This window comes from Sutcliffiella sp. NC1 (genome assembly GCF_027594365.1).
Classification (GTDB): Bacteria; Bacillota; Bacilli; order Bacillales; family Bacillaceae_I; genus Sutcliffiella; species Sutcliffiella cohnii.
The window spans coordinates 470,283-496,721 of record NZ_CP115153.1 but is presented as its reverse complement, the minus strand read 5'-3'; the positions used below and the strand labels follow the sequence as shown (position 1 = coordinate 496,721).

Sequence of the window (26,439 nt, the reverse complement as noted above, 5' to 3'; positions counted from 1 at the left end):
CTTTAGGTGAAAAGTAAAAGAGCTCTATGCCCTATAAGCAAAAGAACTCTTTTCTTACATTTATTCAGTTAAAAAGGAAACGACAATTTGTACAATTTCCGAGCGTGACCCAATGCGGATTGGCGGTCCCCAAAATCCATAACCTGATGATACGATAGAATGAAGCTGCTCTAGTTGGAGGTAGCCCCAATCATTTTCATATATTCTTCCGGTAATTAAGTTTCCAGGGAACACTTGTCCATAATGTGTATGACCAGAAAGCATGAGATCTATCCCCTGCTCTTGTGCCACATCTAAATCGTACGGCTGATGATCGACAAGTATGAGCGGTTTGCTCTTATCTAAATTTGCTGTTAACACGGCCAACTCTTCTCTGTTTCTATCAGTACGGTCTTTTCGACCGATTATATAAAAGTGGTCATCTATTAAGATGAAATCATCATATAGAACCGTCACATTTCCTTCTTCGATTACATCAATTAATTTTTCAATCGGTCCATTATGCTTATCGTGATTTCCTAGCGAAGCGTAAACACCGTAAGGCGCATTAATTTGCGCAAGTACTTCCGCAATGTTTTTATCCACAAACGGATCAATATCATCATCTACAATATCGCCTGGAAAAATAACGACGTCTGGTTGAAGTGCATTTATTTGTTCCACCATTTTTTTAGCATGATTTTTTCCAGAAAGAACGCCAAAATGCATATCTGATGCCATGACAATATTAAGACTCTCCATCTCAACTTCTTTCTCCACTGTCACGTCGTATTGATTCACAGTAGGTGTGTATGCATTATAAACTCCGAAGGATATGACAAATATAACAACACTGAACACAATTACTCTTGCCCATCTATCAATATGAATTCTCGGTATTTTCGTAAAACCGAGAAGCCAAACAGTAAGATGGAGCACCGGTAATAGAATAACCATTAAGTAAAAAAGCGCCATCCAAAAGGAGCCGATAATATGAAGGATCGTATTATCGAAAAATCTCCCAACTATGAAGGAAGTGGAAACAACCGTCAGTGTAATAATGTACAATAGTTTAAACTTCCAGGAAACACTCCTTCTTCCTCTAACTAGCATCAATCCCCATACGCTTCTTCCAATGTAGTATACAAGCGCTGCATATACTACTAGAAAAAACAGTCCGAAAAATATCATCATTTAACTTCACCCGTTCACTTCAAATTTCCTCTTTTTACTATATACGATGGGGATTTGTGAAGCAAAGAATACACTTCACTCCATAATAAAAAGTCTGCTCTTTTTTTTTAGGGCAGACTTTTTTCATCGTCTAACGGGGTAAGCTTATAAATGGGTCGCAACCATTAGTCTTGGTAATTAGATAAATCTTGCTGTACGGAATGAAGAGCATCAATTGCTTGTTGAATCTTGTTTTTGTTCTCTGGTTTTTCGGCAGAGTTAAGAGCCTGTTGTAATGTTCCTACCGTATTTTGAACACTTGACATACTTTGATTCACATAGTCTTGCGCATTTGGCATTATGTACGCCTCCTTTCTGGGAAATTCAATATAGTTTTTGCAGAAAAGTGGAGAAATATTATTCTAGGTTGGAAAGAATAGCGGTGGTGTAGGTTGTGCGGCTGCTATTTTTCAGGAAGTTTGGATGCGGGGGGAGGTGATTGACGCAGTTCGTGAATTTATTGACGAACTTGGAGGAATTATTGACGCGGTTGGCCGATTTTTTGACGCAGCTGGAAAATTTATTGACGCACTTGGCGATTTTTTTGACGCAGCCGAAAAATTTTGACGCTGCTACAATGTCTCTCTGTATACTATACTCCCCACTAAAGTTGATGTAGCAAATATTACTTCATCAAGTTCGTCCTCGACTTAACATTAAAACAAACTAAAAAGGACAAATTTTCCCAATTAACATTTCTAATATAGCTTTTAAAAAAGTTAATTATAAGGGAGATGCTAAAAATGTTGACGCCTCACATTTTTTCCTATAGCTCAATCAAACGTTTGATTGAAAATTGCTATATTAACAAACTTCTTAGACCTTTTTAAAAAAAGAAAGAATGGATTAATTCTCCATTCCTTCTTACCGCTATATTATATCTTCTCTGCCGTATGTATTTGTCTTGTACTAGCAACTTTATTTACAATCCGGTTCCACAAAGGTTTATTTATGTATATTACGAGAAAAAGGCCAACAATGTAACCGAAAATTTTAAATTTCCCTTTTGTTGTTTCTGCTTCTTTCATCGTTACGCCCTTTACAACATAATCTTGACCAACTAAAAAGGCAGAAACGTTATACTCCATTTCGGAAGTAAGTGGTTCACCGTTTCGTTTTTCAAAAACGTTATAATAATATATTTGAGGATCGTTATTTATCGAAAATTGCTTATAATAATAACCGATTGTACCGAAGACATATCCTGACACTAAAAAGATAGCAAATGCAATTATTATTTGTTTCTTCCATTTTAAAAGAAAATCATAAATAGCACTATTAGAAAACTTCTTATAACTTTCCTTCGCGATTGCAGTAGCACGTCTTCTTACGAGTAATAATAACGAAAGGACAAAACCAAAGACACCAAATGTTACCTGCGTTTTAAACAAGCGCTCTTCGTATATTTGAACAAAATACGCGCCTACACTACGACTGCCCGAATGGTACATTTGTGCAATAACGGTCACATCTCTTATACTAGCATCCTTTCCTTCCGTTCTATGCATTAATGCTTCTTTAATTACAATAGCTTGCAAATGTTCTTGATCGGCATATTTAGATTGATATTCTATGTATCCAATTACGAAAAGTGTTCCTATAAGTACAAACAGGCCGGTAATTCCAACAACGATAACTAGTTTTCTAGTAAAACTAGAAAATTGATCGATTGACTTTTCTTTTCCTGATGATTCTTCTAACGTTGCTTCTTTTGATTTTATTAAAATAATAATAGCTAATCCTACAATTGTTGTTATTCCACCAATAATAAACCAAATTAGTGGATGTCGATTTTTTTTAATAGCTATATAAGCCGTTATAAGTCCAAATACAACAACAGCTAGCAACTCAATACCCATATCATCCCTCTTTCTGTTTCTATCTTTTTTCTTGCTTTTCCGACATTATTCGCCAGTAACTCCCGTATATTTTACCATTATACTAGACTAAAGTCCTAAAAAAGACAGTCATTAACCTCATTTAAATACAAAAAATGCCTAGCACTTTAAGCACTAGGCATACTGATTATAAAAGAAAAATATTTCCCTCTTCGCATTCCTTTATAATTTCATCATTCCATACTGAAACTTGCACTTCTCCGATATGTGCTTTTTGTAACAAGATCATGCACAGTCTTGATTGGCCAATTCCTCCCCCTATTGTGTAAGGAAGTTCTCGGTTTAAAACGGCTTGATGGTATTCTAATCCTAATCGGTCCTCACAGTTTGATTCATTGATTTGTCTGACTAATGCTTTGTCGTCGACACGGATACCCATTGACGAAAGTTCGACTGCTCGATCTAACGTTGGGTACCAAACGATAATATCACCGTTCAACGTCCAGTCATCGTAATCTGGAGAACGACCGTCATGCTTTTCTCCTGAACGCAATTTTCCACCTATCCCCAAAATAAATACAGCCCCGTATGCTCTCGCAATTGCCTCTTCTCTTTCCTTCGGTGTGAGTGAAGGGTACATTAATTCTAATTCTTGAGATGTAATAAAATGGATCTCTTTCGGTAATACCGGTTGAAGTGTTGGATATAACTTTTGAATGTTTTGCTCCGTTGCTACTAAGGCATTATATATTTTTCGTACTTCCCCTTTTAATGTTTCTGGCGTACGTTGATGTTTGGCAATCACTTTTTCCCAATCCCATTGGTCGACATACATGGAGTGAAGGTTGTCGAGCTCTTCATCCCGACGGATGGCGTTCATATCTGTATACAGTCCCGTCCCTACAATAAACCCATATTTTTTTAGGGCTGTTCTTTTCCATTTAGCGAGAGATTGAACAATTTCTATCTTTCCTGTGTTTACATCTAACGCTTGAAAAGAAACAACTCGCTCCACCCCATTTAAATTATCATTCAGTCCCGTTCCTTCTTTTAAAAATAAAGGGGCGGACACACGAACTAACTGTAATTCCTCTGCTAACTTCTTTTCAAAAAAATCCTTCACACGTTTTATTGCAATTTCGGTTTCCATTAAATTTAGTTTAGATTTGTACGCGGAAGGGATAATCATCGTTTTGGACACACTATTCACCTCGTCAGTTTTTTGAAAATGGATAATGTAATTTATGGTTAAAGCACCTAAATCGTTCTAAATTTGGGCAGTGGATAGCTTTGAATTAAATAAAAAAAAGCCAAGGAGTTAGCTCCAAGGCCTAATTAATATAATGGAATTTTAATTGGTTCTTCTAATTGAATAGTAGTATTCGCTCCACTAGCCTTTATATATACCGTTTCCACATTGTCCTCAAATACAGTGATTTGAAATTGTCCGTAGGCATCTGGATCATTTGAACCCCTATGATAATCAGGGTATGGAAAAACAGTAAAACCAAATTCATTATCAAAAAACCAATAATAATTACGTATACTTAAATTGTCATCTTCTTTCCCAAAAATATTCACATCATAAATGTTTGCCAGTTCTCCTTCTACCTTCCTCACTAGCACAATCTCAAAATGTGTTCCATCAAAACTATATTGTATCGATTCGTTTTCTATTTCGGAAAGCGGGATAGGAATAACGACATCTATTTCTTCAAAATATTGAACTTCATACAAACTTAAATACAAGCGCTCCTTGTCATCAAGAGGCTTTACTTGCTTCTCTTCGTTAGATGTTAATAAGTATGGAAGGAAAAGTTGCTCATTTGAACCTTGGTTAAAACCGTACCATTCTAGTTCATGATTATCATTACCTGACCCTCTACCGAAATGACGAGGGGATGAATAAGCAAAAGAAATTGGATGTGGTATAACTTTTTCACCGAGCTCATTTTCTAAGTTATAGTTTACTCGGACATCTGTTTCTATTACATCTTCCGATACATCCATTTTATATCGCAAGCTACTTCCTACCGAACCAGTCACCCATTCATCCAAGGAAATAAGGATATTGTCCTTGACCGTTACTGATTTTTCTAAGGCAACTGTATCTACTTTTTTCACACCTTCCTTATAATTGATTGGTACTTCTAACTCCCATGGTCCAAAGTAATTTCCAATTCGCGTAGTAAAGAAGAATAGATCAAAAACATCAGGAATGTCACCATCCATTTCTTTTAAATCTAAAAAGAAAGAGCCTTCTGTACCATCAAAATTTTTATTAAAAATTGTAATGTTGCGAATGGGTATAATCTTATCCTCTGTTTTTATAGTAAAGGTATTATGTCCAGCATATGATCTTATATCGAATAACGGCTTTCCTATTTGCTCAGAGAGCGGATGTTCATTTGGATACATAAAATCCCTTTCACTTTCAACTTGAAAATCAACACGCATCATAATTGGTGTCACTTCAACATTTGTTACCTCAAATGCAATATTGCTCACTTCTGTAACATAAGTACCTTCTGGCCAAACGTTATAAAATTCCCCATATTTCATGTAATTGTTGGCGAGTTCTGTCCAATGCTCTATTTTTGGCATGTTCCATATCGTAATACCGAAAATGGCTACGATACTTGCAGCGGCAATAATTTGGTAAAGGAAAGATTTCTTTTTAGTAGGTGGTTGTTGTTTATGTAATAAGGGAGTTAGTATGGATGTTTCTAACGGTACTGGTTGAAAATATAATTGTACTTTCTGTAAAACGTCTGTTGTTAACGCTAACTTAGTACGGCAAGAAGGACAAAACTCCAAATGATCTCGAGCTGAAGTAGCCGTTTCTTCAGGTAGCATTTCTTGTGAGTAACGGACTAGCTGTTCTATTTGTATGCAATCACTCCCCATCCCTTCGGACGAACGTAATTCTCCTATTAACTCTAACTGGAACGAAATAATCCGATTCTGTATATCTTCTATTGAACTATTTAGTAGACTACTAATAGATGCGATTGGAATAGAAAAAATATAATGTAAAATAACAGTTTGCTGGGAAAATGGTCCGAGTGCTTTAAAGGTTGAGTTTATTAATTCATCTTTTAAGTTAGGATGGTTTCTAAAAGAAAAGGAACCTTCTCTAAACATGTATGCTACAGCATTACTGACAAACCAATAATCAAAGGACGCATCTTTCTTCGGAAAGCTCGTAAGCTCGTTTTCCATATATAGAAAAGTATCTATAACTAACTTTTCGGCTTCTTCCCTATCCTTTTTCAATAAAGAGGCAACAAAAAACAAACTCTCTTCATATTGTTGGATTACATTTTCTAACTCATTAATTCCTGTCGTCATAAATGAACTCCTTACATCCTCTTTTTCAGAATTATAACATAATTATTAACCTAATTCTTCCATAAAAAAAGCATAGGGTATACTTTCCCCCTATGCTCGTCCTACTTTACTATTTCTTTCACTCTACCAACAATTCCACCCTCTAGCATTACTTTTATACCGTGTGGGTGCGATGGTGATTTCGTTAAAAGTTTGCTCACAATACCTTCCGTTAACTCTCCTGTACGTTGGTGATGTTTTTGTACAACTTTAACACGGGTGCCTATTTGGATATTACTTCGAATCGTTCCTGACATTCATTTCCCTACTTTCATGAAAAGTGCAAAAAAAGAGTTCAGCATGTAACACTGAACTCATTATAAACTTCTTAACGATTATTTGCGAAACAGGTCGAGTAGTCGAGTCCAAAATCCTTTCTTCTCTTCCTCTACAACCGCAACCGTTTCTTTCTCTTCTTTCTTTATTTTTTCAGTTTTAATGACAAATTGAACGGTGTTGATATTCGTGTTATCGGCTGAAACGAATGAAACGGCCTCAAAGTCTGATTTATCAAAGTCTGCCAACATTTTATCAATTTCTTCTCGCATTTGCTCTGGCATATCGTTGGTCGCTTCAAACAATTTTCTTGTTCCGTCTTTTAGTTCACCTACACCTTCTTCAAGCTCTCCAGTACCATTTGCAACACCGACAATTCCCGAATGTATTTGTTTGTAAGAGCTTGCTAGTTGGGAAACCCCATTTGTGTAGCTTACTAAACCTTTATGGAACTCCTCATAGCTCGCTGCGAACGTAGCCATTCCTTGTTCTAATTGCGTAATATAATCAACAGCATCCATATTTTCGAGCGCCTTTTCTAGTTCACTAGATAATGCCGTTAAACCGTTACTCCACTCCCGTAAATTGTTACGAAGTTCTTTAAGTGTTGCTTCATTTTCATTAAACCTCTCTCTAACAGTACGGTAGTTTTCCACAGCGGCTAAACTAGCCCTATACGTCTCTACTAATCGGTCTACTACTTCTTTATTTGCGCCACTTTCATATAAGCTTTGAATGTCTTCTTCCGATATCGAATAGGTTGGAATGCTATTCATCACACCATCTAATTCGGTAAGGGCAGCTGAATAATTTTTAGCTAAGCTATCTAATACATCCGCAATGCCGTTTAGTGATTGTGCAACTTGCTTTAAGGAGCCTGGCACGTCTTCTAAATCGCTTACGTCCCAATCACCTAAATCTATCTCTCCTAAACCATTACTGATCGAGCTACTAATGTCCGCTAACGTTTTATTAATTTCAGCAGAGCCATTAACGAGCTGTGAAGATGCTCCACTAATTTCGTTTACGCCATTTTGATATTGAGCAGAGCCATCGCGTAAAGACTTCACACCTTTATTTAAATCGGAAACACCGGAATGTAAACTCGATACACCGTTATGAATGTCCTCAATTGCTTCGGAAAGTGTTTGAATATCATCTGTTAACCCATCTACTTCTACATCGAAAGCCATTGAATATGGAACAGCCGATATTTCAATACTTTCCATTTCAAAATCTACTACATCAGCTTCCACCACAAAATTGCCTTCTTGTTCCGGTAGTCCAGTAAACGTAACTTGTTTATTCTTTCCTGCGTTTGCAATCATTCCGTCAGGGGCTTGTATATCACTAAAAATGTCCGGAGATAGAACGAGCGAGATTTGTAAAATATAATTCTCATAAAAAGCAAGGTCTACTCCGTCATTCGCCGTTGTAGAAATATCGATTTTTATTCGCCCCTCCGTACCAAGGAGTTCAGATGGTTGCTTTTCTTCTCCATCTAGGAAGTAAGAAATAGTAACATCCCAAGGAAGTTCATTTGTATTATCCATATTCCCTTGATAATAGAACTTCCCCTTTGGCGCTTCAAGAACAATTGCATCGTCTTCTTGGATGATCTCGGATAAATCTGTTAAGTTTTTTATACTATTGTAGTTGCCGTAATCTGTTATCGTTCCTGGTCTCAACACTTCTAAAATATTTACTACATATATTTCGTTTAATTTACCATTCGCGTTTAACGTTGCGTAAATTACTTCATCTTTGGAAGCGACTGCTCCGTTTTCATTTTCTGCTTTAACACTTTTTGTCGAACGACTTTCAGAAGCCGCTTCTACTAGAAATGAAGGCAAGAACAACATGATTACCAATATACTGAATAACAATCGTTTACGTCTCATCATCATTTCTCCTCATAAAAGTTTGCTTTTAACGTTGTCTTATTTATCACTTTATCAAAAACTAATAGCATAGCTGGTAAGAAACATACTACCATGATGAAGGCGAGTAATGCCCCTCTTCCTAACAATAGTCCTATAGAAGAGACAATCGGGTTGGACGATGTAATCCATAAAATAAACCCAACGCTTGAAAGGATCGAAGCAGAAATGGAAATCGAGAATATTTTCTCATCCAATGTTTTCTTAATTGCTTGCAGTGCTGGCATTTCCTTGCGATGCTCGTTATACGCTTCAGAAAGTAAAATTGCATAATCAACGGTTGCCGCAAGCTGCACGGTACTAATAATTAAGTAGCCTACGAATACGAGTGGTGTATTTGTAAAGTACGGTACAGATAAATTAATCCAAACCGCAGACTGAATCGTAATTAATAATACTAGTGGTATACTAATAGATTTAAAAGTTACTAGTAACACGATAGCAATCGTAACGACAGTAAGCGTGTTAACGACTACATTGTCTCTTGCAACCGTGTTTTTAATATCGTACAATGTTACGCTTTCTCCTAGGAGTAGTGCCTCATTATCATAATAATATGCTGCCTCTTCCTGTACAGTTTCCACAATGGAAAAAGGTACATCTCCTTCTTTTCCAACGCTTGTGTATAAAATAATCCGACTGTAATTTTCAGAGAAAAAATCTTTTGTGATGGTTTCATCTAAATATTCTGGTGGTATAACCGAACCGATTGCATTTACATAGGAAATAACACTCGTGACGTGGTCAACATTCTCCAGTTCCTCCACTAATTGTGCCTCTTTGACGAGATCACCCTTCGGAACTAATAGGACAAGTGGAGTAGATTCTCCGAATGTCTCTTCAATTAGTTTGAAATCACTACCTGCTCTTGTCGTTTCCGGCTGGTCGCCAAGGCCGTACGTAAATTGTGTATTACTTTGAGCTAAGAACGCTGGTACTAGTATCGCAAACACGAGAATCAAACTCGGCATTTTTAATTTCAACACCTTTTCTCCAGTGCCTTTGAAGCTTGGAACGAAGCTTTTATGCTTTGTTTTATCCATCCATTTATAGAACATTAATGTTAATGCTGGTAAAAATACCATTACACTAATAAAGCTTAGTAATATTCCTTTCACTAAGTTCAAACCTAGGTCAGATCCAATTTCAAACTGCATTAACATAAGTGCCGTAAATCCAAAGAAAGTTGTTGCCGCACTTGCAGTTATCGCTGGAAAAGATTTTTTCATCGCAAGCTGCATCGCTTCTTCAGGGTTATTTGTTTTCTTCCGATAATCTGCAAAACTATGAAGAAGAAATATAGCGTAATCTAAGGAAACAGCGAGCTGTAAAATTGGGGCAACTGATTGAGTTACGAACGAAATTTCGCCAATAAATATGTTCGTGCCTAAATTAATTAACACCGAAACTCCAATTGCTGTTAGGAAAAAGACTGGCTCAATCCATGAAGTTGTAGATAAGACGAGAATTAAAATAATGATCGGCACTAATAATGCAGCTGCATACATCGATTCTGTTCCAGCCATCTTTTGTGAAGTTGCTGTATCTACCGCTTCTCCAGCAATCGCATCATTTTCACCAATCATTTCATAAATAGCGTCAGTCGCTTCCACTTCTGCGCCATTATCTACACTTATCGAAAACAACGCCTTCCCATCTTTAAAATAGGATTCTACCGTCTCCTGGTCTGCCATTTCTAACGGCATTTTTAAATCCATCACGTCATCTAACCATATAACATCCGTTACACCTTCAATTTTCGAAAGTTGCTCTTTGAATAGGAGCGCTTCTTGAACGGTCACGTCATGAATCATCACCCGTGTATTAGGAACAGAAGCTGTAAATTCATCCTCCATGATAGTTAACGCTTGAGTGGACTGCGCATCTTCAGGCAAGTAATCTACCATATTATAATTTACCGACACAAAAAATTGAGCGGCGGTGGATATAACTGTAACAATCGCAAATACAATAACGACTAATTTTTTATGTTGAATAATTCGTGCTGCTATATTAATAATAGCCCACCCTCTCTTGCAAAATCTTCAATGTCACTTTACTATTATAAAGACACGGTGTTGGGTATTCAACAAACAGTTTAATTAGTTACGTACATTTTCCAACACTAAATCGCTCTCATGTTGAGTAAGTGTAAAATTGTAAGAAATAGGTGGAAGTATGACTAAAATGGATAGACGGAAAAAATATACAAGAATGGTATTAAAGGATAGCCTAATACAATTATTAAAAGAAAAGCCAATGTCGGCCATTACTGTAAAAGAAATATGCGCACTTGCCGATATTAATCGCTCCACATTTTATTCCCATTACTCGGACCATTATGACCTTCTTTTTAAAATAGAAGAGGAAATTATTGAAGATATGAACAAAACGCTCAGTCAATACAATTACACTACGGAGGAAGTAGAAGCACTACAAATGACAGAAAAGCTGTTAGAATATGTCGCCGAAAACCGCGATATATGTCAAACTTTACTTAGTGAGCATGGTGACCAATCGTTTCAAAAAAGAGTAATGATGATCGCACACCAATTCACCGTACAAAGCTGGATGAATAACAACAACATTGATAAAGAAATATCGGAGTATATTAGTATGTTCGTTGTTAGTGGTAGCATTCACGTTATTAAAAGTTGGCTTGAAAACGATATGAACAAATCACCGAAGGAAATGGCGGAGATTGTCATTAGGCTGACAAATAAAGGATTGGCTTCTTTTTAGAGGACAAGGTTGGGACACAACTATTTTTATCAAAGTAAAAAACGAACAAAAAATAGTAGAGTGGAAATAACCCGCTCCGGAAATATACTTCGCTTTCCGCGGGCGGCTGGTGAGCCTCCTCGTGCTAAAGCACTGCGGGGTCTCACCTATGCCTTTGCTCCCGCAGTCTTTCATGTATTACAAGCTATACACCACAGAGAATGAAAATGGTTTTTGCGTGGCTATACTAATGCTACGGCTGGATGAGGAAGGTCGTGACTCCTTGGTGTGTGTGAGCCCTCCCCGCAGTCTGACTCCTTCGACCACGGTGCATCACAGATTGTTGCTCCCTTTATGGGAAGCACTCATGGTAGATTAACCCTATTCTGGTTGTTGCACCAGCCTCAAATTTGCTTTGCCGTAGAAAGGATGTTTTCAATGGAAGTAATCATTGAGAATGCTTGTGGTATGGATGTCCACAAGGATAACATTACTGCATGTGCCATTACAGCAAAAGGAAAGGAGATTGAAACTTTTTCAACTAAAACTATATATCTTATAGAGTTGGTGGACTGGGTTAAGAAACACAACTGTACCCATGTGGCGATGGAAAGTACAAGTGTCTACTGGAAACCTATTGTCAATTTACTAGAAGCAGAAGGTATTGAATTTCTAGTTGTGAATGCTCAACATATTAAAGCTGTTCCTGGGCGTAAAACCGATGTGAAAGATGCCGAATGGATTGCCAAATTACTTCGTCACGGTTTACTTAAAGCTAGTTATATTCCTGACCGAAATCAGCGAGAATTACGTGAACTTGTGCGTTATCGTCGTAGCATAATTGAAGAACGTGCCAGACAATATAATCGGATTCAAAAAGTGTTAGAAGGAGCTAATATCAAGCTTGGCTCTGTTGTTTCTGACATTATGGGAGTTTCTTCTCGTGATATGCTTCGATCCATAGCGGAAGGGAATGAAGACCTTGAAGAGTTAACAAACTTTGCGAGAGGAAGAATGAAAAATAAAAAAGATGAATTGAAACTCGCACTTCAAGGGTATATTCAAGAACATCAACGATTTATGATAAAAACGATTATGGATCATATCGATTTCCTAACTGAGCAAATCGATAAACTAGACAAAGAGATAGAAAAAAGGATGGAAGACGATCAAGAAGACATAGATCGTTTAGATTCCATTCCTGGCATTGGAAGAAAAATGGCGGAACAAATGCTTGCAGAAATTGGTCCAAATATAAAAGAGCAATTCCCGACTGCACCCCAACTATGTTCATGGGCGGGTTTAGTTCCAGGAAATAACCAAAGTGCTGGAAAACGTAAGTCATCCAAAACGATGAAAGGAAACAAATATCTTAAATCAGCACTCATTGAAGCAGCTCATTCTGTTCGAGGGTCTAAAAACTACCTTGGTGCACTTTACCGTCGGACTGCTTCACGTAAAGGTAAAAAGCGTGCAGCAGTTGTTGTAGCCCATGCGATGTTACGAATCTCCTATTATCTCTTAACACGAAAGGAAATGTACGTAGATCTAGGAGAAGACTACTTCGATAAGCAAAGACAACAGTCCATTGTTAGACATTCACTACGAAGATTAGAAAATTTAGGCTACACCGTGACACTAGTTGAACCAAAAGTTTCATAAAGCGATCCCAAAAAGTCGATAGATTTTTGAGTATGACGCTCTCCTCAAAAAAACAAGAATAAGCTGCGTCTAATTTAGTATTGCCATTTTTCCATATTTTAGTGCTATATTTTCATGGTAGGAGTCTACGTATATTTCCTCCGCTAATTCTACGATTGTTCGTTTTTTATCATGATCATTTTAGTTTTGTCCCAGCCCCACTTTAATTACGCTCTTTTTAATCGATAATAATACATCCACGACCGTCCGATAAAAGAACCGAATACGAAGATTAATAGTAAAAACATGAAAGAATTAAATTCGGTTAAGGACCATGAGTCTGTCGTAAACATATAGCCTATATTTATTGAGAAAATAAACAGATACATTAAGGTCAACGGTAAAAATAACATTGTATAAGAGGATGCAACCCGCTTAGCATGCTTTAATTGGTGGGTTTTATCGCTATACATTTGCGGTTGTTCTTCCCCTGGATTATATTCCTTACTCCAAATCGTCCATTTTTGTAGAGCCCCTGTTGAACGGAATACCGCCTGCCAACCAGCCTGTCTATGAACCTCAAAATAACTATTACGGGAAAGACTTTGATAATCTGCACAATATTTTACAAGTCTCGGTTCACCTTTCAAAAAGTAAAACGTCGTCCCTAACTTGTTCACACGATATAGTTGGTAACCTTCACTCTCCATTTTTTCTAACCAATTTTCTAGTTTGTCCGGCGAATACATCCAACCGAACTTTCTTCGCTTCATTTCTTCCTTTACTGGCTGTACATCAGATTTCCATACAAGTTGATTTTCTATCGACAACTCTTTGTTTGATTTTCTAATTTTTAATACGGAATAGATTAAAAAAATGAGAAAAACGATGCCAACTCCAAAACCGATATACGTAATAATCCAATACGGACTTTCCACTCTTTCAACTGGTACATTAGAAAAGAATGCACTAGCAAATATCGTAATGTTAAGTAGTGCCATGCACGCTAAGTATAAAAGGATTGCACTGAAAAAGTACATCCAATAGTTATTTCGTTTCATAATTGCTTCTCTACTTGTCGTAGTTTTTATGTCGGACTGATTTCGTTCATTCACTAAAACGTACCATTTTCCACTTTGCGAAATCTTTTCCCAGCCATCGTCCACTAATGATCGTGATAAACTAGATGTTTGAAATTTGTCGTAGCCTATCCGATATGTTAATGATTTAGGCTCCCCTTTTTGGAAAGAAAAACTTCGCGTAAATCGATGGAGGTGGTGAAAGTGATAACCTTTTTCGGCTTGACGCGAAAGCCATTTCTCCGTTTTTTGAACATCGAAGCTCCACATCGGTCTAAAAAATGCACTCATAAAAAGTCCCCCTCATATTTTATTGCATTGTGATGAAGCTCTTTTACTCTTGTAACCTCATGAAGGATTAACTGTTTACCATGGTCGGTAATTTCGTACACTGTTTTTCTTTCCCCATCTGAAAAAACTGTGATCACCCCGTCTGCCTGCATTTTCGTTAATGTCCCGTAAATCGTTCCTGATCCTAATCGAATTCGACCGTTTGAAATTTCCTCTACGTGTTTAATAATGCCGTAACCATGACGTGGTTTTGTTAACGACAACAATATGTAAAATGCCGTTTCCGTCATTGGGATGTATTTTTTAACTATTTTTTCTATATTCAACGGCTACTCACCTCAAATCTAATTTATATCACAGTTAGATATGTCGTAACTCGACTATATCACGACGCGACATAATGAACAAGGAATATTTTTTCAGAATGGAAGCATATAACAAGAAAAAAGATCAGGATTTATACTCCTCCTAATCTTTTAGCTATATTTTGATAAACTTTTAGCTTTAGCTACCCATCGCTAGAAGGGAAACTAATTAAATTGTACTTTGCTCGCCTCCATATTCGTTGAAACTATCCCTTTAAATAAAACGATTTCGTTAGTTGAATCAAAAAAACTTTTCGGTAAAACTATAGCCTTATGTTTAGATATATATAAAAGAAACATCTCTTCTCGCTCTACCGCTAACAGAAAATCATTCCATTCGAAATAGTTACTCGACCTTCTAATTTTTTGTTCTATCCCTTCACTGCTAAATGTATACATTGCTTCTTTCTTAATAAGTTGATCGCTGTTAAACTCTTTAATGGCCCGTTGTTTATTAACTGTTTTTGCAAATAGAAAAAGTAAACTTGAAATGATTAGTGACGGAATACCAGCAAAAATAATAATCAAAAACAAATCACCTGACAAAGGTCCTTGAATAATCGCAAATAAAATGAAAAAACAAATGATAAAGTAAATTGTTACTGTTTTGTTTAAATGGTACTTATTATACTTTATAAAATCTTCTAAACTTAACGTTCCTTTTATGGAAAGCCTCTTATTATTACTCAAAAAATCTCTCCCTTATTTTTTTATATATAAATAACCATAACAAATACAAAGTAACTATTCACATTATTAAATTCTAAAAAACAAATATTAGTGAACAGAAAATTCATTCTCAAGTTTCTTTTAATAGTTCCATAACATGAAAAAAACCGAGTGCTTAAACACCCGGTAACGTATTATTCAAAATGTCTCATTTCATTCTCTAACAGCCAGTTATCTATCGCTTTTACTGGAAAATAGTACTGATGATTTATTTTCACGTAAGGGATTTGACTAATAGTTTCCCCACCAGATTCTCTAGGCATTAACTTAATTGCTTGGTCATCTGTAATACCTAAATACATTGCTAAACCTGATAAGTCCAATAACTGCGGCGTTTCGATGTTTTCATTTTCGTATTGAAGTTGATCTAATGTAACATGTTGTAAACGCATGGTTTCGGCGCTATCTCTCCACGCATTTCCTAATATCCAGGCACTTACGATAATAGAGACCCCAAGAATAACAGATGAAAAAACTATATAATTTGCTTTCAATTTTTCTCCCCCTTATGCCAATCCCCCTGTTTTTTAAAAGATTTTATGATGAGAAACTGCGGACGTTTCATTAATTTTATATATGCTTCACTTTTCATCCTTTTGAATGCTTCGGTAGGCTGAGGTTCAATTATTTTCTCTATCGAAAAATAGGTAGCAGTTACGTTCATTATGTCTTGTAACGGCCTTCGGTAAAAAGGAACGTCATATACTTTTCCTTCCTTATTCCACCGATCGATAATCAATTCTGTTGAAAAATAGCTAGGTTCTTCCAGCAATTCAATATCACTAAACGGGTGGTGAACGGAATATAACAAAATACCATTAGGCTTTAATATTCTTTGAAACTCTTGAAATGTATGGCTCCAGTCTTTTATATAGTGAAGCGTTAAGGAGCTGAGGATGTAGTCAAAAGTATGATCCGCAAACGGCAACTTCTCTTCTAAGTCTAAACAACGTACGTCGGCTCGATTGCCAATACGTCTTTTTGTGGCGCTCACCATCTCGGGACTAATGTCTGTTGCTTTTATCTTTGCGCCCCTCTGTAGCAATTGCTCTGTATACCAACCCGCTGCACATCCTGCATCTAGTACACTTTTATTCGTTAAGTCTGTTGGGAGTTGTTGTAACATGGCCGGTCTTTCGTATTCACTATTATACAAACTAGTAGTGTCGACAGAATGTTCATACACACTAGCAAGCTCGTTAAACGTTTCTGTTACTTGCTTTTTCATTGTTTCACCTCGTTATTGATGAATAGCTGTTGAATGTCTTCCAAACCTAATTAATAGAAAACTAACTAAATAGAACGCACTAGTTAAACCAAAAAGAGAGAAAATTCCCGGAGTAGCTATTAAGTAAATACTCATCGGTACAGACCATACAAAGGCGATAAACATTAATAGTTGGCTTAATTTAATAGAAGAAAAAATAGCTAAGCACGCAGGTAACAATAACATAAAAAACGTATTTAGCATCGGTCCCATCGTTGGGTCATTATAAGGATTTACAAAAGCAAAATTAATCCATAGAATAATGGATAACACACCTCCAGCGATTCCTACTACTGATATATTTTTAAAAATTGAAGCCACCTCCTATGCAAACTTTGATTATATTCTCTTCATGTAGAGTAAAGTCCTTCCTAAAGAGAAAAAACGTTACCCTTTCGAATTAACGTTTTTTCTGTAAAACATTATAGAAATCTACTTTTTAGAAAAAAGGTATCTTAGAGGAATTAGTATTTGTTAAATCAATTCCTGTTGTAACACAAAATGATTGGAAATTGTCTGTAAAGGTAACTTCACCTTCTAGTGTAAATGGTACTCTAATGGTAAGGTCCGTATTAGTTGGATTATAACTAGCTTCAAAATTACATACCTCTCCCACATTGACACAATTGATAAATGAATCTTTTAATTTTTGGGAACTAACATTGTAAATAATAGTTAAACAAACGTTTTGGGTTAAGCCAGGGCGAACACACGGCATTTGTTATCACACCCCCTTTTCTATTAACTACTAATAGATAATGCGAATGTGATAGATTTTGTAACGGCTAATTATATAAAGGAAATTATTTTAATAGATAGAATTCAAAGAGAAGGATGGTGAGTATCCCATCCCCCTATAAAATTGCATTCGCAATTAACTTATCGAATTTCCGAACGTCTACTCCCTTTTTCAAGTTCACTTTAATATGACCAGCTTTCGTCCAAAGCTCCACTTCGGCATTGACATCTAAAAAACTACCTGCATTTTCTGTAGACCACATGTAAATCGAGGAATACGGCAATGAATAGATCTCCACCTTTTTCCCGGTTAAGCCTTGTGCATCTCGAACAATTAATCTTTTGTTTGTAAATATCGCGCTGTCACGAAACGTTTTGTAAGCAGAAATTGCCTCTTCGCCGTCGACTAATAGATCATGCACATCGTTTGGAATCGGACATTCTGATACGAGCGTCCATTCTAATATACCTTTTGTAGCGACCATTTTACTCTCCCCTTTTCATTCAAATCAACTCTTATTATTATTCATTTTTTTTACGAAAAGTCCTCTTTTAGTTTGCCTACAAGTAAAAAAACCTATCCAAAAATGGACAGGTTTTTATTAATTTATAACGGTTTTATTTTTCTTTTATTCGTCGCCTTCTTCAGCTGGTCGAGTTGTTTGGAATGGTAATGTATCCCAGAAGCTAGTATCTACTGTATGGATGGAACCGTCGGCAATTGCTTTTACAGTAGAATCAAGCGTGTTAACTGTTTGTTTAATTAAATAACCGTTACTCTTTTGTCCTAAAACAGCTGACGGATTTGTGTGATCAGACATTCCGCGCATTTCAAAAAGTAGTGTCGCAATGTCATAGCGTAAGGCAATTCCGTTACGGCCAATATTTGCACCTGAACCACCATTATACTTTCCTAAGTGACCCCATCCTTTGGACTCAATCTCATGGAAAACAACTGCACCTAACTTTTTGGATTGCTCCACGATTGCTGGATCTACGTTAGGGTTCGTAGGATATAAAATCGATCCTGATACGTATTTCCCATCACGTTCACTTTGTGTACCTTGATGGTGTAAATCAATTAGGTAATCAATATCGTATACTTCAAACACATTTTCATGTAGGACACGCGCTTCAGGCTGCATTGCTGCCGTCGCCTTATCATGCTCACGGTTCAAATCATAATTATTTGCATTCGCGCGTGTTAAATGACGGTCACCATCTGCAATGTAATTATCCGTAGAGAAATTAACATCACCCATTGCGCCATCCGCATTTAACATCGGGATAACAAGAATATTTACATTTTCTAATACAGATCTCGTTTTACCAGTTCCTAAATGCTTAATAAATTCCAACGCACCTTCTGTCGTAAGTTGCTCGTTCCCATGTTGTTGAGTTAGGAAAAGAATCGTTGGATTGTCTTCATTTGTAATATATTTTGCCATGTAAATGTCACGGCCCTTTACTGTTTCACCAATTACTTCTAGTTCTAAAGCACTTTGCTTTGCTTCTTGTACATGTAGAAAATCAACTAGCTCTTCATATGTAGTAAGAATCGACGTTTGAATAGACTCATTACCATTGTAGTTCGGTCCATTTCCAACTGCACTTGCTGGTAAACTTACTGTCGTTAGTCCCCCAAAAGTCATGACGCCTGTTAGTGATAGCGCTAACATTTTTTTACTAAGCTTGTTCATAAGTAAAGTGCCTCCTCTAAACTATAATTTTATTATTTGATTCCTAATTTTAGACTAAATAATTTTGAATAGTCTGTAAATAAGAACAAGCGACTATTTATAAAAGGAGGGGTACTGTAACGATATCCCCATTATTATTACGAACGTATGATAATTGAATTAGTTGGAGCGGTGCTATATTTACTATAAGGTTTTGGAACCTAGCTCCTAATATATTTTAGTAGTATTGTTTTTTAAAAAGTTAATTCGTACTTTTTGATGGAAAAACCTTATTGGTCTAATACGTTTTTTATTGATAAAACAAACGATTGTTTGACATATTCTATTTTAAAATATGTTTTTTCTAGAGCTAGGATGTAAGAAACAGAACTGGTTGGATGTTGAACAGAAATACCTACTTCTCGAACAGAATGTTTAATAATTTGCAAAATCAACTCCCTGATTACTGGATTTGAATTAGAACTGGCTCGATGTTGAACAGAAACGGCTTCTTGTTGAACAGAAATAACCACTTCTCGAACAGAACGTACAATGATTTGCAATATCCAATCCCTGATTACTGTATTTGAAACAGAACCGGCCCGATGTTGAACAGAAACGGCTTCTTGTTGAACAGAAATAACCACTTCTCGAACAGAACGTACAATGATTTGCAATATCCACTCCCTGACTGCTTGAAGTGGAACAGAACTGGCTAGATGTTAAACAGAAACGGCTTCATGTTGAACAGAAATAATCACTTCTCGAACAGAACCTTTAATATTCCGCATTTTCCCTTTCCTGACTGAGCGAAGTGGAACAGAACTGACTGGATGCAGAACAGAACCGGCCCGATGTTGAACAGCCCCTCCACTTCCAATAAAAAACACCATCAAAAAAGGCGAAAGCACTCAACGCTCTCGCCCTTTTTTCAATATGCTACACCATTACGCTTATGTGTTTTTTCAAACTCTGCTGTATTTGGATCGAAATATGCTTCATTATACTCTGCGACAAATTCATTTCTATGAACATACCCGGCTCCCCACGTTGGGTCCATCGTAAGCCAGTCACCATCGACTAGTACTTCAACCCATGCATGTCGTTCTCTCGTAAACCCCTCTACATATCGTGCTTCCATATCTACTGCTCTTAATAGTGCAATTGCTAAATAAGCATAGTCTTGGCAAACCCCTGACTTTAACTCCAACGTTTTTAATGCACTATCGTCCCATTGAAAGTCGTTTGTTCTCAGTTTCTCGACATCGTACGAAATATTTTTCGCTACATATTCATACACTGCTTTTGCTTTTTCCCGGTCCGAACTCGCACCTTCTGTAATTTCATTAGCTAGCGCAATAATAATGGGATCGTCGGATTGAACACCTCGGGATGGTAGTAGATTTCGGTTGTCTACCGCCGCAACTGATTCTACCTCGAACTCAGCAAAGTGGAAATATCTAAACTCGTTACTATTTCTCTCCCTAATTTCCGGTACACTTAAGGTCACTTTATACGTACCTGGCCCGAAACGAAGATGGAACTCACCGTCAAAAACGAAATTTTCCACTGGAATAACTTCTAATGCTGTTTCACCATCTAACTCAGTCGTTATATAAAGATGTGTCGTTTCTTGTGCAAATTCAGCACTCTGATCAATCGTTCCCCGAACAAAATATGTTTGCTCTGCCTTTTCTCCCCCATATGAAGGAGATTCCAACGTAACTCCACGTTTAATATACATGTCATAATACGTAATCGGCATCATGACCTCATTTGAAAGATTGTGAATATAAATGACGGAGGCTGTTCGATAGTAATTATTTCGATTTTCATCTGGAACTAGCACTTCTAGCTCGTGCAAACCTTCTCCAAAAAACAACGGAACATCATAGGAGAACTGGCCATTCTTCACTGGTATCACATGTTTCCAATTATCCGAATCCTTTTTCAACGTGATCATAACAGTATCTTCATCAGTCAAATTTGCCGTCCCTTTTAAGGAAATTACGCCATTCTCTTCCACATAACTAGACGATAAATCTAAAGCTAATCCTGCTTCATACCCGTACGGCGTAAATGTTACATCTCGCTTCTTTTCTGGGTTCACATTAATAACATCAAACTTCGCTGTAGAATAGTAATAATTCTCTCGATCCATGCTCGGAAGCTGAACATTTACTTGGTACTCGCCTTCTCCATTATAAAAGTGAATTTCTTGTTTAAAAGTACCATTAATAATAGGTGTATAATATTCAAGGTTTTTCCCAGTCGGCCCATCTACGTTAGTCGTAACTTTAATCCACACAAAGTCAGTTTGCAATTCCGCGTGCTTTTCAATTTGCCCTTCCACGACTACTTGCCCGTCTACAGCAAATTTTTGATAACTAGGATTTGCAAAAGTTGCACCAACATCCTCACTATAACTAGTAAGCTCTAATGGTGTGAGCTCTATTTCTTCGTTTTTTTCCATGACTAGTGCTTCATATGGATCGATTTCAGGTTCTTCTACAACGGGCGATTCAATTTCCCCATTACCGGTCGTAGAACTACTATTAGAATTACTACATGCAGAAAGCAGTAGCATACTAGTTAATAAGATTATGAAAATAGTTAATAATGAATGTTTATTAATCATCATTGCCTCCTTATCATTGCCTTCGCACCGTTCTAACGTTACATGTATATGTACGCCTCAATTAATAATAAGTTTCTAAGCATTTAGTCCTTTTTAACAAACACGATACACATCTAAAGTCTGACAACGAAAGCTCAAGTTACCCATTGGATTTTTTATATAAAAATTAGTAAGGTGAATAACGATGAGGAGTATATATCTGTATATATTATAAATCATACAAAGTTGAAAAAACTAGATGAATAGAACATATCTGCTTGGGGACGGTCTTTTTCATCAGCAGCTGTTTGACAATGAAAATAACCTTGTGGTAGGATTATGACTGAATGACATTCAGTCATAAATGTGGAAGGTGATTGTTCAGATGGAAAAACGAAATCAAATAATAGATGCAGCTATTAAAGTATTCGTTGAAAAAGGGATTGAGAAAACGAAAATTTCCGATATCGTAAAAGAGGCTGGTATTGGTCAAGGTACCTTTTATTTATATTTCCCTTCAAAATTGTCGGTTATGCCAGCAATTGCTGAAGTGATGGTACAAAAAATAATTAATGGACTTAATGAACAAGTAACAAAGAAAGATTTCCTTGGCAGGCTAGAGCAGACCGTGGACGTTTTCTTTACACTAACAGATAAATATCGAGAAACGTTTACATTAATTTATGCTGGTTTAGCACAAACACAACATGTCCGAGAGTGGGAAATGATCTATACACCTGTATATGAATGGATGATTTCTTTCTTAAATACTGCAATCGAATCTGGTGAAATAAACTCTTCTGTAAATCCTGATTACATGTCTAAAATGTTAGTCGGACTTATTGAATCTTCAGCAGAACAAGTTTATCTATATGAAGAACAAATATCACCAAATGTTAGTAACACAAAAAAAGAATTACTTTTATTTATCCAAAGAGGATTAGGAGTACAATCTTTTTAACTGAAAGATTGTATTTCACTTAAAACTGAATGACATTCATTCATAAAAGGAGGAGAAAAAATGAATAAAGCTTGGATATACGTTATGCTGACATGTTTATTTGAATTACTTTGGGTATATGGCTTTAATACTGCTACTCAATGGTGGCATTGGACAATAGTTGTAGCTGTCATTTTAGTTGATTTTCACTTCCTAGCCAAATCATGTGAATCTTTACCAACTGGGACGGTTTATGCCATTTTTGCCGCAGTTGGTACGGTCGGTACTGCCCTTATGGACATATTTCTATTTGGAGGAAGCTTTAACTTTTTAAAAGGATTATTCATGGCATTCCTAATAATCGGTGTAATCTCTCTGAAACTTGCAGATAGCCGAGTGGAAAATAAAAGTGAGAAAGGAGCCGCTTAAAAATGGGTTGGTTATTTGTTTTTATCGCTGCAACACTTGAAGTTGTTGGTGTTGTTGGCTTGAAAAAATATAGTCAAAAGAAATCTGTATTCAATGGAATTCTTTTTATTTCTGGGTTTGCCTTCTCTTTTATCTTTTTATATGCATCTTTTAACTATATACAGTTAAGTGTTGCTTATTCCGTCTGGATTGGCATTGGTACAGCCGCATCTGTTTTAGTAAATATGGCTTTTTTTGGTGAATCAAAAGATATTAGAAGAATTATTAGTGTGATTATCATCGTGATAGGTGTAGTGGGATTGAAAGCTGTTTCGTAAAAGTAATGGAGAAAAGAGCCGAGATATGAAACCTCGGCTCGGCCTCTTTCAAATCTTATTCCTATTAAACAACGCCGCGCCATTAATAAGGATCCAACACGTGTCGTTTCATGAGTAAGTATGCACTTCCTCATCCTCCCGTACCGTTTTAACTTTCATTATCTATGTATCCTAAAAATTCAAGATATTTTTTGGACGAAAACAAGCGCTAATCTCCTTTACTTTTTGCTTCTTTATATACCCTCCGTCCCTCATCGAAAAGTAGCTTTAATGTTTTTGTTAAAACCTCTTTATGTTCAGGTGCCATATGATTAATGACAATTAGCATTTCACTCGCCTTCTTCCACTTGGATCGGGACAAGTCATCTAAACTTTCAATGTTCGCTGCGTGGAACACATAAGCAATCGCATCTACAAACTGCTCACGCTGCTCTTTATCCATCCTATTAACCCATGCTTTTAACGTCACATCTAATAGTTTACTTTCTTGTGTGACATGCCCAACATGGACGAACCCTTTCCCTAGCACTTCCCACGTCATCGCATCATGCTGCATAAAGCCTGTTTTACTACTTTTTACAACGTAATAATCTTCCTCGTGTTCTAGTAGCATACCTACAACAGATGATTCAGGAACGATTGTTTTCATACGACTTAACACTTCTTTATATTCCTTACTCTCTGTCATTTCTCTGTTAAATCCAGGTCCATCATTGTTGTACACTTCTAATATGTTAGCTTTAATCTGGGACTGGCACATAACCGATGCAAAAATTGCTAAATTTCCACCTTTTGAATGTCCACCTATTCTTAATTTCGTATCATATCCCCTAACCGTCTCATTTAAGTAACGTACAGCTTCTAGTTGAGCGGGAACAGGCATCATAAAGCTCATATTAAAGTTTTCTTTCCAGCCTACAATCGTATTATCTGTTCCTCTGAACGCCACGAAAATGGTTTCATCGCTAAGAGTAATATGTATCGCTGAAAATTGTTTTTGTTCATCTAGGTCAATTATGTTTACATATTGTGATAGTCTTGCATTTCCAAAACGATTGCTTTCTCCGAGCTTCTTTAACAACGGAACTGAAATACGGATGAGGAACCCAAAGTTCATAATTGTTTCTTCTTCGTACATTTTAAAATAAAACTCGGCTGCATCTTTAATCGAAATACTTTCGTCGTTTCCTCTAGGAGGGACTATTCCCTCAAAATTGACATAGGCCAGCTGTGATAGTATAAGGTTATCTACCTCATTAAATGGAGATTGGGCAAAAGATAAATCACCGCGCCAATCTAAGTAATCAAGCATGTTTCCCATAAAACCCCCTGCTTTCCTAGTCGTTTAACGTTCTTTTATAATATATTATGACAAAATGTCTCATTTGCTAAAAATGATAAAACTATACAAAAAAAGCCGAATTCAGCCCTTTGTACATGAAACAAAAAACTGAACTCAGCTTTGAACGAATCTATTCCCTATCAAACAACGCCGCACCAGCAATACCTGGTTTCGTCATTTCGTAAGGATCTAAAATAAGGTCTAGCTCTTCTTCTGTTAGAACATCAAATTGTAAGCATAGATCACGAACTGGAACACCTTCAATAATCGCTTTTCTCGCAATACGAGATGCTACTTCGTAACCGATATGTGGGTTAACGGCTGTAATGACTCCAACACTCTTTTCCACGTACTCTTTTAGTCTTTCTTCATTTGCTGTTATTCCTTTTAAACAATGTTCGGTGAAAGTACCAAAAGCGTTTGTCATAATGGTAATGGATTGAAGCAAGTTGAATATGAGAACTGGCTCCATTACATTCAATTCAAACTGGCCAGCTTCGGAAGCTAGCGAAATCGTTTGATCGTTTCCGATAACCTGGAATGCTACTTGGTTAATAAGCTCTGGCATTACTGGGTTTACTTTTCCAGGCATAATCGAAGAACCTGGCTGTCTTGCAGGTAATGTAATTTCTCCTAATCCAGCTCTCGGTCCAGATGCCATTAATCTTAAGTCATTGGCAATTTTCGACATGTTTATCATGCTAATTTTTAATACACTTGAAACTTCTGTATACGCATCAGTATTTTGCGTTGCGTCTACAAGATGATCTGCACCTGTTAGTGGAAGTCCGCTAATGTCTTGAAGATGTTTTACCACTTGTTCAATATATTTTGGATCTGCGTTTAAGCCAGTTCCAACCGCTGTTGCTCCCATATTCACTTCGTATAAATGTTGGCGCGATTGTTTAATACGGTTTATATCACGTGCAACGACACGACTATATGCTTCAAATTCCTGTCCAAGACGAATCGGAACTGCATCCTGTAAGTGAGTACGACCCATTTTAATTACGTGATTAAATTCATTCGCTTTTTGTTGGAAGGCAGCGTGCATTGCTTCCATTGATTTAATCAATTTTTCTAATGTGTTTAACACCGCAATATGCATCGCTGTCGGGAAAGCATCATTTGTAGACTGTGACATATTAACATGCGTATTTGGACTACAGTACGAATAGTCTCCCTTTTGTTCACCCATTAGTTCTAGGGCACGATTGGCAATGATTTCATTTATATTCATATTAATGGACGTTCCTGCTCCACCTTGGATCGGGTCCACGATAACTTGATCATGCATTTCTCCTGCCAACAACTCATCTGCAGCCTTCAGAATATTCTTTCCAATTCCGTCATAAAGACGTTTCGTATCCATGTTAGCAAGTGCAGCTGCTTTTTTCACAACAGCCATCGCTTTTATGAGCTCTTCATGAATTCGATATCCTGTAATAGGAAAGTTTTCAACTGCACGAAGCGTTTGAATTCCGTAATATGCTTCAGAAGGAACCTCCTTTGAACCTAAGAAGTCTTTTTCCATTCGCATTTGGCCCTTTGTTATTGACATATCCTTCATTCTCCTCTAGTAAGCTAATTTATTAGCTCTATTAATCTTTTAATTGTAGTACTATTGC

Annotated in this window: 27 protein-coding genes; 6 read left to right on the top strand and 21 right to left on the bottom strand. The window is 36.7% G+C overall.

Going from position 1 to position 26,439, the window contains the following annotated elements; all coding sequences use genetic code 11:
- Positions 1 to 60: 60 nt before the first annotated feature.
- Positions 61 to 1,173, bottom strand: coding sequence for a metallophosphoesterase (locus tag O1A01_RS02500; RefSeq protein WP_270065472.1), 1,113 nt, complete (start codon positions 1,171 to 1,173; stop codon positions 61 to 63).
- 164 nt (positions 1,174 to 1,337) lie between these two features.
- Positions 1,338 to 1,511 (bottom strand): hypothetical protein, encoded by a 174-nt coding sequence (locus O1A01_RS02495; protein WP_169714863.1) that lies wholly within the window; start codon positions 1,509 to 1,511, stop codon positions 1,338 to 1,340.
- A 136-nt stretch (positions 1,512 to 1,647) separates the two neighbouring features.
- Between O1A01_RS02495 and O1A01_RS02490 the strand changes: the two genes are divergently transcribed.
- The gene (locus O1A01_RS02490) at positions 1,648 to 1,779 is read left to right on the top strand and encodes a hypothetical protein (RefSeq protein ID WP_270065471.1); all 132 of its coding nucleotides are present in this window, start codon (positions 1,648 to 1,650) and stop codon (positions 1,777 to 1,779) included.
- A gap of 308 nt (positions 1,780 to 2,087) precedes the next feature.
- On the opposite strand, the gene O1A01_RS02485 is transcribed toward O1A01_RS02490, so the two are convergent.
- From O1A01_RS02485 to O1A01_RS02460, 6 genes are all read right to left on the bottom strand, one after another.
- Positions 2,088 to 3,071: a hypothetical protein gene (locus tag O1A01_RS02485; RefSeq protein ID WP_270065470.1), complete on the bottom strand. Its 984-nt coding sequence runs from the start codon at positions 3,069 to 3,071 to the stop codon at positions 2,088 to 2,090.
- Positions 3,072 to 3,237: 166 nt separating this feature from the next.
- Positions 3,238 to 4,239, bottom strand: a complete 1,002-nt coding sequence (gene asnA / locus O1A01_RS02480) for an aspartate--ammonia ligase (protein WP_270066363.1) — start codon at positions 4,237 to 4,239, stop codon at positions 3,238 to 3,240.
- A gap of 146 nt (positions 4,240 to 4,385) precedes the next feature.
- On the bottom strand, positions 4,386 to 6,401 hold the full coding sequence (locus tag O1A01_RS02475; protein ID WP_066418842.1) for a hypothetical protein: 2,016 nt from the start codon (positions 6,399 to 6,401) through the stop codon (positions 4,386 to 4,388).
- Between the two features lie 101 nt (positions 6,402 to 6,502).
- Entirely contained in the window at positions 6,503 to 6,697 is a 195-nt protein-coding gene (locus O1A01_RS02470; RefSeq protein WP_066416289.1) for a YwbE family protein, read from the bottom strand.
- A gap of 78 nt (positions 6,698 to 6,775) precedes the next feature.
- Positions 6,776 to 8,617, bottom strand: coding sequence for a YhgE/Pip domain-containing protein (locus O1A01_RS02465; protein ID WP_235858126.1), 1,842 nt, complete (start codon positions 8,615 to 8,617; stop codon positions 6,776 to 6,778).
- A gap of 2 nt (positions 8,618 to 8,619) precedes the next feature.
- Positions 8,620 to 10,563: an efflux RND transporter permease subunit gene (locus O1A01_RS02460; protein WP_425319483.1), complete on the bottom strand. Its 1,944-nt coding sequence runs from the start codon at positions 10,561 to 10,563 to the stop codon at positions 8,620 to 8,622.
- A 271-nt stretch (positions 10,564 to 10,834) separates the two neighbouring features.
- Here O1A01_RS02460 and O1A01_RS02455 point away from each other — a divergent pair, with 271 nt between their 5' ends.
- The gene (locus O1A01_RS02455) at positions 10,835 to 11,398 is read left to right on the top strand and encodes a TetR/AcrR family transcriptional regulator (RefSeq protein ID WP_066416284.1); all 564 of its coding nucleotides are present in this window, start codon (positions 10,835 to 10,837) and stop codon (positions 11,396 to 11,398) included.
- 417 nt (positions 11,399 to 11,815) lie between these two features.
- Positions 11,816 to 13,039: an IS110 family RNA-guided transposase gene (locus O1A01_RS02450; RefSeq protein WP_270064820.1), complete on the top strand. Its 1,224-nt coding sequence runs from the start codon at positions 11,816 to 11,818 to the stop codon at positions 13,037 to 13,039.
- A 206-nt stretch (positions 13,040 to 13,245) separates the two neighbouring features.
- On the opposite strand, the gene O1A01_RS02445 is transcribed toward O1A01_RS02450, so the two are convergent.
- The 11 genes from O1A01_RS02445 to O1A01_RS02395 form a co-directional block, all read right to left on the bottom strand.
- Positions 13,246 to 14,388, bottom strand: coding sequence for a DUF2812 domain-containing protein (locus O1A01_RS02445; RefSeq protein ID WP_066416281.1), 1,143 nt, complete (start codon positions 14,386 to 14,388; stop codon positions 13,246 to 13,248).
- A complete protein-coding gene (locus tag O1A01_RS02440; RefSeq protein ID WP_443081806.1) occupies positions 14,385 to 14,678 on the bottom strand; it encodes a PadR family transcriptional regulator in 294 nt (97 codons plus the stop codon). The genes O1A01_RS02445 and O1A01_RS02440 overlap by 4 nt, the downstream gene beginning before the upstream one ends.
- A 240-nt stretch (positions 14,679 to 14,918) precedes the next feature.
- Entirely contained in the window at positions 14,919 to 15,443 is a 525-nt protein-coding gene (locus O1A01_RS02435; RefSeq protein WP_270065468.1) for a YcxB family protein, read from the bottom strand.
- A 173-nt stretch (positions 15,444 to 15,616) separates the two neighbouring features.
- Positions 15,617 to 15,976 carry a hypothetical protein gene (locus O1A01_RS02430; protein WP_270065467.1) on the bottom strand — a complete coding sequence of 120 codons (360 nt, stop codon included), beginning with the start codon at positions 15,974 to 15,976 and terminating at the stop codon, positions 15,617 to 15,619.
- Positions 15,973 to 16,710 carry a class I SAM-dependent methyltransferase gene (locus tag O1A01_RS02425; RefSeq protein ID WP_270065466.1) on the bottom strand — a complete coding sequence of 246 codons (738 nt, stop codon included), beginning with the start codon at positions 16,708 to 16,710 and terminating at the stop codon, positions 15,973 to 15,975. Before O1A01_RS02425 ends, O1A01_RS02430 begins: the two co-directional genes overlap by 4 nt.
- Before the next feature lie 12 nt (positions 16,711 to 16,722).
- Entirely contained in the window at positions 16,723 to 17,070 is a 348-nt protein-coding gene (locus O1A01_RS02420; RefSeq protein ID WP_066416268.1) for a hypothetical protein, read from the bottom strand.
- A gap of 533 nt (positions 17,071 to 17,603) precedes the next feature.
- On the bottom strand, positions 17,604 to 17,972 hold the full coding sequence (locus O1A01_RS02415; protein ID WP_066416265.1) for a PH domain-containing protein: 369 nt from the start codon (positions 17,970 to 17,972) through the stop codon (positions 17,604 to 17,606).
- 144 nt (positions 17,973 to 18,116) lie between these two features.
- Positions 18,117 to 19,187, bottom strand: coding sequence for a M14 family zinc carboxypeptidase (locus tag O1A01_RS02410; RefSeq protein ID WP_270065465.1), 1,071 nt, complete (start codon positions 19,185 to 19,187; stop codon positions 18,117 to 18,119).
- Positions 19,188 to 19,456: 269 nt separating this feature from the next.
- Entirely contained in the window at positions 19,457 to 19,843 is a 387-nt protein-coding gene (locus O1A01_RS02405) for a hypothetical protein (RefSeq protein WP_270065464.1), read from the bottom strand.
- 45 nt (positions 19,844 to 19,888) lie between these two features.
- Complete coding sequence (locus tag O1A01_RS02400) at positions 19,889 to 20,062, bottom strand: hypothetical protein (RefSeq protein ID WP_157076650.1); 174 nt, start codon at positions 20,060 to 20,062, stop codon at positions 19,889 to 19,891.
- Between the two features lie 35 nt (positions 20,063 to 20,097).
- The gene (locus tag O1A01_RS02395; protein WP_066416257.1) at positions 20,098 to 21,807 is read right to left on the bottom strand and encodes a transglutaminase-like domain-containing protein; all 1,710 of its coding nucleotides are present in this window, start codon (positions 21,805 to 21,807) and stop codon (positions 20,098 to 20,100) included.
- A gap of 361 nt (positions 21,808 to 22,168) precedes the next feature.
- On the opposite strand from O1A01_RS02395, the gene O1A01_RS02390 reads away from it, so the two are divergent.
- The 3 genes from O1A01_RS02390 to O1A01_RS02380 are packed head-to-tail and all read left to right on the top strand — an operon-like array spanning position 22,169 to position 23,469.
- On the top strand, positions 22,169 to 22,744 hold the full coding sequence (locus tag O1A01_RS02390; RefSeq protein WP_066416256.1) for a TetR/AcrR family transcriptional regulator: 576 nt from the start codon (positions 22,169 to 22,171) through the stop codon (positions 22,742 to 22,744).
- 60 nt (positions 22,745 to 22,804) lie between these two features.
- Entirely contained in the window at positions 22,805 to 23,152 is a 348-nt protein-coding gene (locus tag O1A01_RS02385; protein WP_066416254.1) for a DMT family transporter, read from the top strand.
- A gap of 2 nt (positions 23,153 to 23,154) precedes the next feature.
- Positions 23,155 to 23,469 (top strand): DMT family transporter, encoded by a 315-nt coding sequence (locus O1A01_RS02380; RefSeq protein WP_066416252.1) that lies wholly within the window; start codon positions 23,155 to 23,157, stop codon positions 23,467 to 23,469.
- Positions 23,470 to 23,677: 208 nt separating this feature from the next.
- On the opposite strand, the gene O1A01_RS02375 is transcribed toward O1A01_RS02380, so the two are convergent.
- Both O1A01_RS02375 and aspA read right to left on the bottom strand, forming a co-directional pair.
- Complete coding sequence (locus O1A01_RS02375) at positions 23,678 to 24,790, bottom strand: DUF2974 domain-containing protein (protein WP_066416250.1); 1,113 nt, start codon at positions 24,788 to 24,790, stop codon at positions 23,678 to 23,680.
- A 151-nt stretch (positions 24,791 to 24,941) separates the two neighbouring features.
- Positions 24,942 to 26,372: an aspartate ammonia-lyase gene (aspA, locus tag O1A01_RS02370; RefSeq protein ID WP_066416249.1), complete on the bottom strand. Its 1,431-nt coding sequence runs from the start codon at positions 26,370 to 26,372 to the stop codon at positions 24,942 to 24,944.
- Positions 26,373 to 26,439: the final 67 nt, after the last annotated feature.